This window comes from Mycobacterium sp., from assembly GCF_032159765.1.
Classification (GTDB): Bacteria; Actinomycetota; Actinomycetes; order Mycobacteriales; family Mycobacteriaceae; genus Mycobacterium.
The window spans coordinates 1-15630 of record NZ_JAVHWM010000138.1 but is presented as its reverse complement, the minus strand read 5'-3'; the positions used below and the strand labels follow the sequence as shown (position 1 = coordinate 15630).

At 66.1% G+C, this 15630-nt stretch carries 15 protein-coding genes and 1 pseudogene; 7 read left to right on the top strand and 9 right to left on the bottom strand.

Annotated elements, in window-relative coordinates:
* Positions 1-63: 63 nt before the first annotated feature.
* Positions 64-615, top strand: coding sequence for a DUF3558 family protein (locus tag QOH60_RS16230; RefSeq protein WP_526422141.1), 552 nt, complete (start codon positions 64-66; stop codon positions 613-615).
* On the top strand, positions 612-1175 hold the full coding sequence (locus QOH60_RS16225) for a DUF3558 family protein (protein WP_526422137.1): 564 nt from the start codon (positions 612-614) through the stop codon (positions 1173-1175). Before QOH60_RS16230 ends, QOH60_RS16225 begins: the two co-directional genes overlap by 4 nt.
* A gap of 15 nt (positions 1176-1190) precedes the next feature.
* Here the strand turns inward: QOH60_RS16225 and QOH60_RS16220 are convergent, their stop codons facing one another.
* Positions 1191-1691, bottom strand: coding sequence for a SixA phosphatase family protein (locus QOH60_RS16220; protein ID WP_526422135.1), 501 nt, complete (start codon positions 1689-1691; stop codon positions 1191-1193).
* Between the two features lie 102 nt (positions 1692-1793).
* On the opposite strand from QOH60_RS16220, the gene QOH60_RS16215 reads away from it, so the two are divergent.
* From QOH60_RS16215 to QOH60_RS16205, 3 genes are read left to right on the top strand one after another with little or no spacing between them, the layout of a single operon-like run.
* A complete protein-coding gene (locus tag QOH60_RS16215; protein WP_526422133.1) occupies positions 1794-2930 on the top strand; it encodes a metallophosphoesterase family protein in 1137 nt (378 codons plus the stop codon).
* Positions 2927-5548: an AAA family ATPase gene (locus tag QOH60_RS16210; protein WP_526422131.1), complete on the top strand. Its 2622-nt coding sequence runs from the start codon at positions 2927-2929 to the stop codon at positions 5546-5548. The genes QOH60_RS16215 and QOH60_RS16210 overlap by 4 nt, the downstream gene beginning before the upstream one ends.
* A gap of 20 nt (positions 5549-5568) precedes the next feature.
* Positions 5569-6825, top strand: coding sequence for an alpha/beta hydrolase (locus QOH60_RS16205; RefSeq protein WP_526422129.1), 1257 nt, complete (start codon positions 5569-5571; stop codon positions 6823-6825).
* On the opposite strand, the gene QOH60_RS16200 is transcribed toward QOH60_RS16205, so the two are convergent.
* The 5 genes and pseudogenes from QOH60_RS16200 to QOH60_RS16180 form a co-directional block, all read right to left on the bottom strand.
* Positions 6815-8518 carry an ABC transporter family substrate-binding protein gene (locus QOH60_RS16200; RefSeq protein ID WP_526422139.1) on the bottom strand — a complete coding sequence of 568 codons (1704 nt, stop codon included), beginning with the start codon at positions 8516-8518 and terminating at the stop codon, positions 6815-6817. The genes QOH60_RS16205 and QOH60_RS16200 overlap by 11 nt on opposite strands.
* 33 nt (positions 8519-8551) lie before the next feature.
* Positions 8552-10450: pseudogene (locus QOH60_RS16195) on the bottom strand (dipeptide ABC transporter ATP-binding protein); the annotation flags it as partial.
* Positions 10447-11370, bottom strand: a complete 924-nt coding sequence (gene oppC, locus QOH60_RS16190; protein ID WP_526422127.1) for an oligopeptide ABC transporter permease OppC — start codon at positions 11368-11370, stop codon at positions 10447-10449. The pseudogene QOH60_RS16195 and the gene oppC, both read right to left, overlap by 4 nt.
* Entirely contained in the window at positions 11367-12344 is a 978-nt protein-coding gene (locus tag QOH60_RS16185) for an ABC transporter permease (RefSeq protein WP_526422125.1), read from the bottom strand. Before QOH60_RS16185 ends, oppC begins: the two co-directional genes overlap by 4 nt.
* Before the next feature lie 398 nt (positions 12345-12742).
* Complete coding sequence (locus tag QOH60_RS16180) at positions 12743-12910, bottom strand: hypothetical protein (RefSeq protein ID WP_526422123.1); 168 nt, start codon at positions 12908-12910, stop codon at positions 12743-12745.
* A gap of 6 nt (positions 12911-12916) precedes the next feature.
* On the opposite strand from QOH60_RS16180, the gene QOH60_RS16175 reads away from it, so the two are divergent.
* Positions 12917-13408 carry a beta-class carbonic anhydrase gene (locus QOH60_RS16175; RefSeq protein WP_526422121.1) on the top strand — a complete coding sequence of 164 codons (492 nt, stop codon included), beginning with the start codon at positions 12917-12919 and terminating at the stop codon, positions 13406-13408.
* Between the two features lie 3 nt (positions 13409-13411).
* Here QOH60_RS16175 and QOH60_RS16170 read toward each other — a convergent pair whose 3' ends face one another.
* Together QOH60_RS16170 and QOH60_RS16165 are read right to left on the bottom strand one after the other, a co-directional pair.
* Complete coding sequence (locus QOH60_RS16170) at positions 13412-13840, bottom strand: PaaI family thioesterase (RefSeq protein ID WP_526422119.1); 429 nt, start codon at positions 13838-13840, stop codon at positions 13412-13414.
* Positions 13840-14223 carry a VOC family protein gene (locus QOH60_RS16165; protein ID WP_526422117.1) on the bottom strand — a complete coding sequence of 128 codons (384 nt, stop codon included), beginning with the start codon at positions 14221-14223 and terminating at the stop codon, positions 13840-13842. The genes QOH60_RS16170 and QOH60_RS16165 overlap by 1 nt, the downstream gene beginning before the upstream one ends.
* 62 nt (positions 14224-14285) lie before the next feature.
* Here QOH60_RS16165 and QOH60_RS16160 point away from each other — a divergent pair, with 62 nt between their 5' ends.
* Positions 14286-14816 (top strand): GNAT family N-acetyltransferase, encoded by a 531-nt coding sequence (locus tag QOH60_RS16160; RefSeq protein ID WP_526422115.1) that lies wholly within the window; start codon positions 14286-14288, stop codon positions 14814-14816.
* A gap of 4 nt (positions 14817-14820) precedes the next feature.
* Here QOH60_RS16160 and QOH60_RS16155 read toward each other — a convergent pair.
* The coding region (locus tag QOH60_RS16155) for an HNH endonuclease signature motif containing protein (RefSeq protein WP_526422113.1) at positions 14821-15630 on the bottom strand (810 nt) is incomplete at its 5' end.

The window sequence follows — 15630 nt, the reverse complement described above, 5'->3', positions numbered from 1 at the left end:
CGCGGCTGCCGCTATCCTGCTGTCGTGATGAGCAGCAAGAGCGCGACCCGCAAAGCGGGCCCTGTGAGGCGCAGACTGCCTTTGATGGTGATGGTCGTATCGGCGGTCGTCGCGCTCGTTGCCGGCTGTGACGAGGATTCGGGGCCCACCCCCGGTAAGCAGCCCCCGGCCCCGCCCGCGAAACAGCAAGCCAAGCACGGACCGTTTTTCCCGGAGTGCGGCGGCGTCAGCGACCAGACGGTCACTCAGCAGACCAAAATCCCTGGCCTCGTGAACACCGCCCGCAACTCTGCGGGGTGCCAGTGGCTGCTCGACGGCGGCATCGTCGGGCCGCATTTCTCGTTCACGTGGTACCGGGGCAGCCCGATCGGCCGGGAGCGTGAGACCGAAGTGCGCCAGCGGACCAGCGTCGACGACATCACTATCGAGGGCCACAGCGGCTTCGTCGCGGTCCAGGCTGATCCCGTCGCGCAGGTCGACAGCCTGTGCGAGGTGGGCATCCAGTTCGACGACGACTTCATCGAGTGGTCGATCAGCTTCGCCGAGCAGCCGTTCCCGCCCCCCTGCGACATAGCCAAAGAGTTGACGCGCCAATCGATTAAGAACATGAAATGACCACGGCACGCCGAATCATCTGCGGGCTGCTGGTGGCGGTCGCGGCCACGACGTCGCTGTCCGGCTGCTCCCGGACCGTCACAGGCAACGCCGTCAAGCAGGGTGGCCCGGGATCAATACCGGAACGCAACGACGATGCCGAGAAGAAGTATCCGAACCTGCAGAAGGAATGCGAAGTCCTCGACACGACCTTGATGGCCAAGACGGTGGGGGCCGATCCGCTGGATATCCAGAGCACCTTCGTGGGCGCGGTGTGCCGTTGGCAGGCGGCCAATCCCGCCGGCCTGATCGACATCACGCGGTTCTGGTACGAGCAGGGCAGCCTCGACAATGAGCGCGAGATTGCAGGCAAGCTGAACTATCACGTCGAGAACCGCGCGATCGTCGGTGTCCCGTCGATCGTGATGAAGACCAACGACTCCAAGGGTGCATGCGGGGTCGCCAGCGACGGTGGCGCGCTCGGCGCGATCGGCTGGTGGGTGAATCCGCAGACGCCCGGCATCGACGCGTGTGAGATGGCGGTCAAATTGATGGAGCTGACGCTCGCCACGAACGCCTGACCGCGCCCGGCGCGGTCAACGCGGCACGTGGAAACTCACCAGCTCCGCACCGCCGAACCCAAGGCCGCGCCAGCGCGACCCGGTGCGCAGCCTCGCGATCGCCGATGTCGGAAACTTCGTCGAAATGCTCTCGGCGGCATCGTTTTCGTCCGTCGACGTTTCTGCTAGCCCGAGGGCGACGCTGCTCATCGCCGGCTCGTGACCGATGACGAGCAGCGTGGTGACATCGTCGTCGACGCCGTTGATCTCGTCGATCACGGTCGACGGCACCGCGTCGTAGAGCCGGTCGGTGAACGTGACCGGGGCAGTGAGCTTCGTCAGGGCCAACGTCTCGCGCGTGCGCACGGCGGTTGAGCACAGCACCAGATCAATCGGCGGTGCGCTTGCGCGCAGCCAATCGCCGGCAAGCCCGGCTTCCCTCACGCCTCGCGGCGCCAGTGGCCGCTCATGGTCGGTCACCCCGGTGGGATAGTCCGATTTCGCGTGCCGCATCAGCAACAACGTCCGCTCCGTCATCCGATCCACGGTAGCGGGACGATGAGCGCTTGCGCGAAGAGTAGAGGGACGGGCCGTCGCGCGTCCCTGAAGTTGTCGGCACCCAGACCTACACTCGCCCGCATGCGGTTCATCCACACCGCCGACTGGCAGCTCGGCATGACTCGGCATTTCCTCAATGCCGATGCGCAGCCGCGCTATTCGGCGGCCCGCCGCGACGCGGTGTCTGCGCTCGGCGAGCTCGCCGCCGAGGTGGCTGCCGAGTTCGTCGTCGTGGCGGGCGATGTGTTCGAGCACAACCAGCTCGATCCGCGCGTCGTGAGCCAGTCGCTGGAGGCCATGCGGTCGATCGGTGTTCCGGTCTTCCTGTTGCCGGGCAACCACGATCCGCTCGACGCGTCGTCGGTGTACACCAGTGCGCTGTTCGCCGCGGAGCGCCCCGACAACGTCACGGTGCTGTCCGGCGTGCACGACGTCCGCCCCGGTCTACAGATCGTTGCCGCGCCATGGCGGTCGAAGGCGCCCACCGGCGATCTCGTCGCGGCCGCGCTTGACGGCATCGGCGCTGACGACACCACCCGGATCGTCGTGGCACACGGCGCCGTCGATGCTCTGGATCCCGATCGAGACAACGCATCGGTGATCCGCCTCTCGGGCGTGGACCATGCGCTGACGTCTGGCGCGGTGCACTATGTCGCGTTGGGCGACAGGCATTCTCGCACCCGGGTGAGCGATCGCGTGTGGTACTCGGGCTCTCCGGAGACCACCAACTACGACGACGTCGAGCACGACCCGGGACACGTCCTGGTCGTCGACATCGACGAGGATCACCCGGACCGCCCCGTGACGGTGACTGCCCGCCGCGTCGGCTGCTGGCGTTTCGTGACGCTGCACCATGCGATGGACGGCGGCCGCGACGTCACCGATCTCGACATCAACCTCGACCTGATGCCCGCCAAGGACCGCACGGTCGTGCGGCTGGCGCTGACGGGAACGCTGAGCGTCACCGACCGCGCGGCGCTGGATGCATGCCTCGACAAGTACGCGCGGTTGTTCGCCTCACTGCGAATCTGGGAGCGTCGCAGCGATATTGCCGTGGTGCCAGCGGACAGCGAGTTCGCCGATCTCGGTGTCGGCGGCTTCGCAGCGGCCGCGGTCGACGAGCTGGTGGCCAGCGCAGGCTCGGTCGACGGCGCCGCTGCCGACAATGCCCAGGCGGCGCTGGCACTGCTGCTGCGGCTGACGGGCACTGTCGCGTGAAGCTGCACCGGCTTGTGCTGTCCAACTATCGCGGCATCGCACACCGCGAAATCGTGTTGCCCGACAATGGAATCATCGTTGTCAGCGGTGCCAACGAGATCGGGAAGTCGTCGATGATCGAGGCCGTCGATCTGCTTCTCGAAGCCAGGGACCGCTCGACGAAGAAGGAAGTCAAGCAGGTCAAGCCCACCCACGCCGACGTCGGTGCCGAGGTGACCGCCGAAATCAGCAGTGGCGCTTATCGATTCATATACCGCAAGCGATTCCACAAGCGCTGCGAGACGGAACTCACGGTGCTGTCCCCGCGTCGCGAGCAGCTCACCGGAGACGAAGCGCACGAGCGTGTGCGCGCGATCCTCGACGAGACAGTCGACACCGAACTGTGGCGGGCGCAGCGCGTCCTGCAGGCGCGGCCCGTGGCGCCGGCGGACTTGTCCGACTGCGATGCATTGTCCCGCGCGCTGGACGTCGCGGCAGGCCAGTCGGCGGCGCTGTCGGGGGAGGAGCCCGCGCTGATCGACCGGATCGAGGCCGAGTATGCGCGCTACTTCACGGCGACTGGACGTCCCACGGGGGAGTGGGCGGCCGCGATCAGCAGACTCGCCGAATCCGAGGCCGAGGTGGCCCGCTGCGAAGCAGCCGTCGCCGAAGTCGACGATTGCGTGCGCAGACACGCTGCGCTGGCCGACGGCCTGGCCGATCTCGCGGCCCAGTCCATGGCCGCTCAGCAAGGGCTCGCCGCGGCCCGCGCGGCTGCGGCGGCGGTGGCCGAGCAGACGGCGCAGTTGCAGCAGGCAGAAGTCGTTGCCGCAGCGGCCGAAAAGATCGCGGCCGCCTCCGCTGCCGAGCTGGCCGGGCGGGTCCGGTGCACCGCGGATGTCCAGCGGCGCGCGGCCGTCGTCGCCGAACTGGACGTGTGCGCGGCGCAGGCGGCCGAGGACGAATCGATTGCACGCGAAGTCGACCGCGAAGCAGCCATTGCCGCCGAAGGGTCGAGCGCGGCGCTGGCCGAGGCGCAAGCGCGCGCCGACGCCGCTCGTGCTGCCCACGACCGAGTCTCTGACCGTGAGGAGGCCGGCCGGCTCGCGGCGAGGCTCGCCAGAATCGACCAGGCTCGCGGGCACCTCGACGTCTTCGCGAAGGAGATCGCGGCGTCGGCCGTCACCGAATCAGTGATGCGTGGTATCGAGGTGGCGGCTGCGGCGGTCGACCGCGCGTCCGCCCAAACCGAACTCGCCTCCGCGCGTATCGAACTCACGGCTTTGGCAGATGTCGATGTGTGTGTGCGCGGTGACCGCGTCACGTTGCCGGTCGGTGAGACCTATGCCGACGCCGTGGCCACAGCCACGGACGTCGAGGTGGCCGATGTCCTTCGTGTCCGTGTGATCCCTGGCGCGCCTGCGTCCGACATGCACGCCACCCTCGAGGCCGCGACGACCCACTTGGCCGGCTTGCTGGAGGCTGTTGGCGTCGGCGACGTTGCGCAGGCGCGCGCCATCGCCGAACACCGCCGCGATGCGGTGATCGAGCATGACCGACTGACCGCCACGCTGGCGGGCCTGTCCGGCGACGAACCCGTCGACCACATGCGGTCCAGGCTGACCACTCTGCGCAACCGGGAAGGCGCTGCGGGCGACGAACCGGGTATGGATGCCGCGTCGGCCCGGCAGGCGCTGGACGCCGCTGTCGCGGCGCAGCAGGGCGCCGTCAAGCGATTCGAACAGAGCCAGGCAGTCGCCGCGGGCGCAACGGCCGCGTTGGCGCAGAAATGCACCCACGCCACGGTTTCGCGTGAACGGCTGGCCGCCGCGTGCGAGGAGCTCACAGCCGCTCAACAGCTTCTTGCCGATCAGCGCACGACGGCCAGCGACCACGACCTCGGTGTGCGTGCCCGCTCCGACGGCGAGGAATCGCAGGCCGCGACGGCGCGGGTGGTCGAGCTGCGCGCCCGGCTGGCCGAATTCGCTTCCGACCGGGTTGCCGCCGACCTTGCCGAGGCAGAACGCCACGCCGCCGAGAGGTCCGCGTGCCATGGCGCGGTGGTGGACCAATTGCGTGATCTGGCAACACAATTGCGGGTGTACGGCACCGAGGGCCGGCAAGGGCGGCTCGACGCGGCGACGGCTGCGCTAGCACACGCCGACAGCGATCACCGCCGCGTCGGCCGGCGGGCGCGCGCGGCCCAGCTGTTGCGCTCGGTGATTCTGCGGCACCGCGACGACACGCGGCGACGGTATGTGGAGCCGTTTCGTGCAGAGGTGCAACGGCTCGGCCGCATCGTCTTCGGCGATACCTTCGAGGTCGAGATCGACAACTGTCTGCGCATCTGCAGCCGCACGCTGGCAGGACGCACCGTGCCCTACGAGTCGCTGTCCGGCGGCGCAAGGGAACAGCTGGGCATCATCACCCGGCTCGCCGGAGCGGTCCTGGTCGCCAAGGAGGACGCCGTGCCGGTGATCATCGATGACGCGCTGGGTTTCTCGGATCCAGATCGGCTGGCCAGGATGGGCGAGGTGTTCGACGCCGTGGGCAGCGACGCCCAGGTTCTGGTGTTGACCTGCAGCCCGCGCCGTTACGACAGTGTTGCCGGAGCGCACCACATCGAACTCACTGGCTAGGCCCGGCAGAATGTCGGGTGATGACGATGAACGCCAAGCGTCGGCGCGCGCACGACAAGCTGGCCTCGCTGCCTGGCGTGCGGTCTGTGCGCCGGCCGGTGTGCCCTGACACCGGTGACGAGTTCGACCTGTACTACGTGCGCACAGGACGCAAGTCGGCACATCCGCTGGTGATCATCCCGGGCGGGCCCGGGGTGGCCTCGGTGGCGCTGTATCGGGGTGTGCGGCGGCGCGTCGCCGCGGCGGGCCTCGACGTGATCATGGTCGAGCACCGGGGCCTGGGGATGTCCCGACATGACGACGCCGGCGCCGACCTGCCGCCCGAGGCGTTGACCATCGATCAGGCGGTCGACGACATCGTCGCGGTCCTCGACGACGCTCACGTGTCCAAAGCGATCCTGTACGGCGCCTCGTACGGCACGTATCTTGCTGCGGGCGTGGGAGTTCGGCATCCGCAGCGGGTAGCGGGGATGATCCTCGACTCGCCGGTGCTCTCGGGCGACGACATCGCAGAGGTTCGCAGCGCGATCCGGCGGGTGCTCTGGGACGGCGAGGAATCAGACACCGCCGAACTAGCTCCCAAGGTCCGCCAACTCGTCGAGGACGGGGTGTTGACGCCCGCTGCGGGGCAGCTCGCGGCGGTCGTGTACGGATTCGGGGGGCCCGCACTGCTTGGCCGGCAACTGGATCTGCTGCTCGAGGGCCGACGCGGGTTGTGGACGGTGATGGACGTTCTGGCCCGGACGATGGTTGCGCGCAAAGCGCCGTATCGCAACGAGCCGGATCTGGTCGGCCGGATCGGGTTCCGTGAGCTCAATTACGGGGACGTGCCTGACGGCAAGCCACTCGACCCGGCCGCCGCATACCGCGAATTCTCAACCGATACAGTGGAATTCGAAGCAGAGCCGTACGATCTTGTCAGCGAGATGCCGAAATTCACGTGGCCTACGGTCGTCGTCTCAGGCGGCCGTGATCTCATCACTCCGCCTGCGGTCGCCGACAGGATCGCGTCGTTGGTCCCCGGTGCCAAGCTGGTGCGACTGCCCACCGGCGGTCACAGCCTGCTAGACAGTCGCGAGCGGGCCGCCATACAGATCGCAAAAGCAGTGTTCGACAACCGAATTGACGGCATCAACGGTGACGCGCTGGACGCATTGCCAGGCCGGGCACCGCTGCGGGCGATGGTCGCCGCGATCGGTGCGGCGGCCGCGGTGGAGAGCGTGGTGCCGCGGGTGGTACCGCGGATCGTGGAGCGAGTCGCCACAGCTACTTCATGAAGCCGATGATGGAGTAGTTGTAGTCGCCGAGCCCTGGTGCACCGTAGTTGGCGAGAGTGCTTCGTACAGCGACGTTTCCGGGCGACTGCGTCAAGGGCAGGCTGAACCCTTCCTTCCACAGCAGGACATCGACGTCATTGGCGAGCTGTCGAGCCTTGTCAGGGTCCAGCTCGGTCAGCGTCTCGTCGATCTTCGCGTCGATCTTGGGACTGCCGATCTTGCCGAAGTTGCTTTCGCCGGTCGACAGGTAGATCTGGGTGAGACCGGTCAGGGGGTAGGCATCACCCACCCAGCCGAACAACGCCATGTCGAAATCCCCGGGGATGATGAAGTCGGTGAAGAACTTTCCGCCGCTCTTCACATCGATCTGGACCCCGACACCCACCTGGCTCAGGTCGTTCTGAATCAGTGTGGCGATCTGACGGCCTACCAGGGACTCGAATATCACGAGGCGGATCGTGAGCGGACGTCCGTTCTTCTGGCGTACCTGTCCGTCGAGTCGCCAGCCCGTTTCGTCGAGGTCCCTGCGGGCCTGATCGCGATCGAACGCCGCCACCTCGCTGTTGTCCCGGTAGCCGTCCTGGCCGGCGACGAAGATGTGGTTGTTCAATGTTCTCGGTTCGTTGACCAACCCGCGCTGAATGGTGTCAGCGATCGCCTGGCGGTTGATGCCTCTCATGACCGCCAATCTCAGCGCCGGGTCGGCCAGGATCGACCCCTCGGCGCCGTTGAACGTCAAGTGGTTCCACGTCGGGGCAGGCGCGCGCCGGATCGATATCCCCGGTGTGGCCTGTGCGATCTTCATATCGTCGAGCGAGCCGATTCCGACCGCGTCGATCGCGCCGTTCTGCAGTGCCGGGATGTCGGCCTGATCGGAGAGAACGACGAACGTGATCGAATCGAGCAGCGGCCGCTGTCCCCACCATTTCGGGTTGCGTGTCAGCACGATTCGCTGTGCGCCCCGGTCCAGGGTCGTGACGACGAACGGGCCTGCCGTCGGGCCCGGGGTGTCGAGTTGCGCTGTGTTGAATGCCTCGGGGGTGGACGTCATGCTGGCCGGCAGCAGCGTCGACAACATGCCACGCCACTCCGAGAACGGCTTGGCGAATTTCATCACGGCCTGTCTGTCGTCGACGCCACGGGTCACCGACTCGACCCGTTCATATCCGCCGGGCGCGGCGATCTTGTATCGGTCGTCTTTGCCGCTCAGCGCATGCCATTGCGACTCGATGTCTTTCCACGTGATCGGCGTGCCGTCAGACCAGACCGCCTTCGGGTTGATGGTGTAGGTCACCTCTTGCGGTGACGTGTTGGTCAACTTCGCTTCGGTGAAGAAGTCGTGGTTAACGGTGGTCGTGCCGTCCGAGCTTACGGTGAAAGCCCTTGGCAGCGTGGGCTTGAGGATCCTGGAGGTGTCAGCGGTGTTGCCGTCGATGTGCAGCGGGTTCCAGTTGGCCGGGAACTCGCTCAGTCCCAGTTTGAGGTTGCCGCCTTCACGCAGCGTCGACGGATTCTGCGGGTTGATATCACTTCCCGTGCCCACCTCCGCATTTCCGCTGGCCGTTGTCACGCTTGCACCGGTCCCAAGCCGGATGGCAAGCAGTCCGGCGGCGGCGAGGACGATGATCGCCACGAGCGCGGCTGCGATCCGCAGCGCCGACCGACGCCCGCTGCGGTGCCGGCGTGGCGGCATGCCTTGCAGTGGCGCCGACGGCCCCGATGGCGGCTCGACGGGTGGTGGCACGCCAGTCGCTGCGGCGGGCGGCTCACCGCCTTCTGAAGCCGCGACGTCGGGCGGTGTCCGGGGTACGGCCGCCAGCAGCCGGCGGGTGTACTCGTGCTGCGGATCCGATAGGACACGCTCGGTATCGCCCTGTTCGACGATGCCGCCCTTGTACATCACGACGACATCGTGGGCGAGGTGCCCGATCACCGACAAGTTATGCGACACAAGCAGATACGACAGCCCGAAGTGATCTTGCAGATCGAGCAGCAAGTTGAGGATCCCCGCTTGTATCGACACGTCCAGTGCCGAGACGGGTTCGTCGAGCGCGAGGATCTTCGGCTGCAACGCCAGCGCTCGTGCGATCCCGATGCGCTGCTTCTGGCCACCGGAGAATTCCGCCGGGTAGCGGTGCGCGAACTCCCGGCTCAACCCGACGATGTCGAGCAGCTCCGCAACACGCTGGCTTGCGGCTGCCTTGTCGAATCCGTTGGCCAGCAGAGGCTCTGCGATCACGTCCGAGACCGGCAGGCGCGGATCGAGTGAGGCGACGGGGTCCTGGAACACCACCTGGATCTCGCGGCGCAACATTCGGCGGCGTTGACCATCCAGCGTCGCGACGTCGGCGCCCAGCACCTCGATGGAGCCGGATTCGGGCGGCGCCAGCTCCAAGATCTGCTGCAGCGTCGTCGATTTCCCGGAACCCGACTCGCCGACGATCCCGAGCGTTCGGCCCTGCCGTAGCTCGAAGCTGACCCTGTCGACGGCGCGGACTTCTCCGATGTGGCGCCGGAACACCACGCCTTTGGTGAGCGGGTAGGTTTTCGTGAGGTCGGATACGCGAACGACCACAGGCGTTTCGGCTTCGGCGTCGATCTCGATCACCGGCGCGGTGTTCACGCCATAGATCTCCGCGGCGCTGCGTCCTGCGACAAGCTCCGTGCGAATGCACGCCGCCTGGTGCCCGGGGCCGACTGTGACAAGTTCCGGCTCGTCGACGAGGCAGGCGTGGATCGCAAGCGGGCAGCGGGGCGCGAATGGGCATGCGCCGACGTGCACCGTCGAGAGCGAAGGCGGCGCGCCTTGAATCGGCACAAGGCGGGTGCCTCGCGGCGATTCGAGCCGGGGGACGGATCCGAGAAGCCCTGCCGTGTAGGGCATTCGGCGGTCCCGGTACAGGACGTCGACGTCGGCTGTCTCGATCGCGCGCCCGGCATACATGACGAGCGCGCGATCGGCGAAGTCGGCCACCACGCCGAGATCGTGGGTGATGATCACCACCCCGGCGCCCGTGACATCGCGGGCTTTCTGGAGCAACTCGAGTATCTGGGCCTGGACAGTCACGTCGAGCGCTGTCGTGGGTTCGTCGCAGATCAGCAGGTCAGGGTCGTTGGCGATCGCGATCGCGATGACGACGCGCTGACGCTCTCCGCCCGACAGCTCGTGCGGAAACGCCCGGGCCCGCCGCTCCGGCTGGGCGATGCCCACAAGTTCGAGCAACTCCACGGCCCGCGCGCGCGCCTGTTGACGCGTCGTGTCGCGCTGATTCACGCGGATGGCCTCTGCGATCTGGTCGCCGACCGTGTACACCGGGGTAAGCGCCGACATCGGATCCTGGAATACCGTGCCGATCGCGTCACCGCGCAGAACCGACATCTTCTTGTCGGAGATGCCAAGCAGCTCTTGGCCGTTCAGCCGCACGGATCCGGACACATCAGCGTATTCAGGCAGCAGTCCGATGACAGCCATCGCGGCTGCGGACTTGCCGGATCCCGATTCGCCCACGATCGCGAGTACCTCGCCGGCGTCGACGTGGTAGCTCAGTCCGCGCACAGCGGCAACGGTGTCGGTGTCGGTGGGGAACGTGACGGTGAGATCGGTCACCTCGAGCAGCCGAGTCATCGGTGCCGCCGCAGCTGCCCGCTCGACGGGTCGAATGCGTCGCGCAGCCCGTCTCCGACGAGGTTGGCGCACAGCACAATCAGCACGAGCACGCCAGCTGGGAAGAGGAACACCCACGGGAACGTCTGGAACGACGGGGTGCCGTCGCGGATCAGAGTGCCCAGCGACACGTCGGGCACCTGGACCCCGAAACCCAGGAAACTCAGCCCTGTTTCGGCGACAATCGCCAAACCGACGTTCAGGGCGGTGTCGATGATCAAGATCGACGCTACGTTCGGCAGGATGTGGCGTGTGATGATGCGGGCGCTTGGCACACCCATATACCTTGCAGCACGGACGAATTCGCGATCACGCAGGCCTAGCGTAAGCCCTCGTATCATGCGCGAGCTGATCATCCAGCCGAACGCCGCCAGTAGGAGAATCAGCAACAGGATGTTGCCCGATTGTTTTGTGCGCGTGCTCACGATCGCGATCAGGACGAAACTTGGCACCACGAGAAGCAGGTCGACGACGAACATCAGCACACGGTCCGGCCAGCCAGAGAAATATCCCGCGATTGTGCCGACGGTCGCTGCAATCGTTGCCGATATGGCCGCCACGCAGACGCCGATCAGCATCGACTTCTGCATTCCCTGCAGGGTCTGGGCCAAAAGGTCGTGACCCAGGGAGTCCGTGCCGAACAGATGATTGCGCGACGGTGGCTGCTGCAATGCGGCGCGGTCAAGATCGCGGTAGTCGAACGGCAGAAAGTACGGCAGCACGTAGCACGCGACGAACATGATCACGTACAGAATGAGTGCGACCACAGCCGGCTCATTGCGCAAGAAGCGGCGCAACACGATTGCGCCGCGTGAAGCGAATTCTGCTGTGCTCACGCCCTTTTGGGCAACTACCGTGTCGACCGTAGCGGGTTCGGTCATGAGATGCGCACCCGTGGGTCGAGCAGAGCGAGAATGACGTCTGACAACAACCCGCCAACGAGGACCATGGCGCCGGCAAACAGTGTCACTGCCACGACGATGTTCGTGTCCTCGGTCGTGATGCCTTGCACGGTCCATTCACCGATGCCGTGCCAGCCGAAGATCTGCTCGGTGAATATGGCACCGGTGAAAACACCAGCGAGGCCGTACCCGAACAGCGTCGCCATCGGGATCAGCGCAGTGCGCAGCCCGTGTTTGAACAACGCCTGCCGTCGCGTCAGGCCCTTGGCGCGGGCTGTGCGGATGAAATCCTGGCCCAGTACGTCGAGCATGACGTTGCGCTGATAGCGGCTGTAACCGGCCATCGCGCCCAGCGCCAGTGTCGTCGTCGGCAGGACGAGGTGCTGGAGGCGGTCGACGATTTCGTTCCACAGTCCGCCTTGTACGTCGGAGGAGGTTGCGCCGATGAACTCGAATATCTGGGCGTCGAACAGCGAGTTCGTCCCCAGCGCGACCATCATGAGCAGGACAGCGAGCACGAATGGCGGCGCGCTGAGAATGAGCAGCGACAGCACGGTGATCACGCGGTCGCTGAGCCGGTATTGCCGGATCGCACCCCATGCGCCCAGCACGACACCCGCGATTGCGCCGATGATCGAACCGATCACCACCAGCTGCAAGCTGATCCAAATGCGTCGCGGCAGTTCCTCGCTGACACGCTGGCCCGTTACGGTCGTGCCGAAGTCGCCCCGGACCACGCCGGCTGCCCAGTGGGCGTAGCGCAGCGGAATCGGTTTGTCGAGGTTGAGCTCGGCTGCCTTCGCCTCGATGACGGACCTCGGTGGGGCGGGATTGCGCTGCAACAGGCTGTTCAGCGGGTGAAACGTCACCGACGTCAGGCAGAACGTCAGAAATGACACGAGCACCAGCAAAATCACATAGTTCAGCAGGCGTCGCGCAAGAAAAAGGATCATCCGGGGCAGCCGCTTGCTGTTCGCATGCGGCCAATGTAGGAGATCACCCCTCTTTCTTAGCGGTTAACGAGCTATTCGGCTGTCTACGGGCCGGTGTTTCGCCTCCGCGGGGCATGGCTACACCACTTACGCAGGAACCATGCAGGGCTCGCGGACGCGACGAGCAGAAAGGCACGCGGACGCGAGGAGCAGAAAGGCATGGACGCGAGGAGCAGAAAGGCACGGACGCGAGGAGCAGAAGAACTGGAGTGATCTGACGTGACATTCTCAGAACGCAGAAAGCGCAATTACAGGGTCGGTGCAGCGGCGGCCGGTGCAGGCGTCCTCGTGACCATGGGCGTCATCACCGCCGGAATGAGCAGCGCCCCCTCGGCCATCTCCGAACCGCGGACGACGCCTCAGACGTCCACGGCGACGAAGGCAACCCCTTCGGTCACAGCGTCGACTTCAGAGGGCGCGTGGCCGTCGACGTCGACCGTCAAGCCGTCGCCGTAGTCGAGTCGCCTGAGTCGATCAGAATCAGGGCGATCGTGGCACGTGGTGCCGGCGTCGCCCGTTGATAGCATCACCGAATGAGCGCCACCGACGAATACCTGGCCAACAACGCCGAATACGCGGCTGGCTTCTCAGGTCCGCTTCCGTTGCCTCCCAGCAAACATGTCGCCGTCATTGCGTGTATGGACGCCAGGTTGGACGTCTATCGCATCCTTGGCCTCAAGGATGGTGAAGCACACGTGATCCGCAATGCGGGGGGCGTGGTCACCGACGACGAGATCCGGTCGCTCGCGATCAGCCAGCGGCTGCTGGGGACGACGGAAATCATCCTGATCCACCACACGGACTGCGGCATGCTCACGTTTACCGACGACGACTTCAAGCGGTCGATCCAGGAGGACACCGGCATCAAACCCGAGTGGGCCGCCGAGGCGTTCGGAGATCTCGACGAAGACGTGCGTCAATCGCTGCGACGGATCGAGGCCAGCCCGTTCGTCACCAAGCACGAATCGCTGCGTGGATTCATCTTCGACGTGGCAACGGGGAAGCTGAACGAGGTCACGCTCTAGGGCTCACCCGAGCTTGTAAGTGGCGATTGCCTTGGCGACGCGCTCGCCGTCGGGCCGCAGCACGTCGGCTTCGCAGTTGACCAATGACTTACCGCGCCGCAGCACCTTGCCTTCGCCGATCAGGTCGGTGGCACGGGCGGGCGCCATATAGTCGAGCGCCATCGAAACAGTCACGCCACGAAACGATTCCGGAGCCGGTGCACCGCACCACGCCGCGGCCATGACGGTGAGATCGGCCAGGGTGGCGATCGCGCCGCCGTGGACCATGTCGCCGAGGGTGGTGTTAGTCGGGTCCCACGGCATCCGCAGCCGAACGCCGTCAGCCTCGAGCACCTCCGCCACGATGCCGAGCTTGATAACAAAGGGCGACTGCGGAAGAAACGCCGCGATGACGTCGCGGCCGTCCTGTGGTGTCTGCGCGGGGGATGTCATCAGCCGCCCGAACCGTACGGGCGGGTGATGATCTCCAGGAAGTGCCCGGCGGGATCGCGGAAATACACACCGCGGCCGCCGTCGTTGTGGTTGATCTCGCCGGGCCTGCTGGCGCGCGGATCGGCCCAGTGCTGCAGACCGCGATCGCGGATCCGGCCGTAGATTGCGTCGAAGTCGGCCTCTGACACGAGAAACGCGTAGTGCTGTGGCGCGATATCGCCGTCGTGGTCGGCGTAGTCGAGGCTCACGCCGTGTTCGAGCTCGACAGCCAGGAAGTGACCGAAGGGCTTGGCATCGGGTAATCCGAACAACTCGGTGAGAAAAGCAGCTGACTCACGCTTGTCCTTGGCCGCGACGATCGTGTGGTTCAACGCGATTGGCATAGCGGCTCCAGTCAACCACGGACGCGTGGACGCGCGAAAGGCCGCCGTTGCAGGATGAGGAAGTGGCGGATGACGATGTCCTCGTAGGTCGGCGCATCGTGTTGCGCAGGCCTCGGATCGACGACGCGGAAGCCATCTTCGCCGCGACCGCTTCGGATCCGGAGGTGACTGAGTACCTCGCCTGGAAGCCGCACCCCGACGTCGAGGAGACCCGGCGGGTGATCACCGAGGTGTTCAACGTCGGCCACGATCACACCTGGGTTGTGACGATGCGAGACACGGCCGAAATCATCGGGCAGATCGGCTACCGGCGGCCGCGGCCGCACGAGGCGGGTCTGGGCTACTGCATCGCTCGGCGATGGTGGGGCGAGGGCCTGATGCCTGAGGCCGTCGGCGCGATATTGGAGCACCTGCAACAGGATTCGCGACTCGACCGCGTCACCGCGGCTGTTCACCCAGCGAACACGCAGTCGACACGAGTTCTCGCGAAGTGCGGCTTCACGCTGCAAGCGACTCTGCGCCAGTACATCGTGCTGCCCAATCTCAGTCCCGTACCGCAGGACTGCCTGCTGTACGTGAGATCAATGCGTTAGGGCCTCAGCCGCTGTCCTCGTCGTCCTCGTCGTCATCTTCCCCGGCCATGTTCTGGGGGTGCCAGTAGGTGTTGGTGCGGGGTTGGCCGTGGTCGTGGTCGGGTGGCGGGATCCATTCGGTGGTGCCGTCTTTGCGTTTTCGGGTGGTCCAGCCGGTTTCATCGATCAGGCGATTGTCAAGTCCGCAGGACAGCGTGAGGTTGTCGATGTCGGTGGCCCCGCCCTTGGCCCAGCCTGTGACGTGATGGACCTGGCACCACGCGGCGGGCACCGTGCAGCCCGGGCGGGTACAGCCGCGCTCGGTGGCCGTCAGCACCAGCTGTTGCGCCGCGGTGGCCAGCCGGGTGCTGCGACCGCGGTAGAGCCGGCAGCGTTTAGCCTTGTCGAACAGCAGCAGAAAGTGATAGGCGTGCGCGCTCATCCGGATCACGTCGCGGATGGGCAGCCGGGTGCCGGTGGCCGTCTGCGCGACGCCGGTTTTGTTCTGTAAGTCTTCCAGGGTGGCCGTGGCGATGATGGTGACCGGTAACCCTTGATGGGATCCCAGGTTCCCGGACATCAGCGTGGAGCGCACCATCATGGCCAGCGCGTCGTGGCGGCGTTGGGCCGCCGAGCGGGCATCACCGGCGACCGCTTTCTCGTCGGGCTGCCCATCTACCACGGGCTGCTCGTCGGCGGGGTTGCACGTCCCGGGCGCGGCCGACTTCGCGAAAATCGCGTCTAGCCCGGCGCGCATCTCGGGGGTGATGTTTCCGCTGATCGGGCTCGTCCCGTCGGGGCCCTGCGGCCCGATCGTCAGCCCACGCCGGCGTGC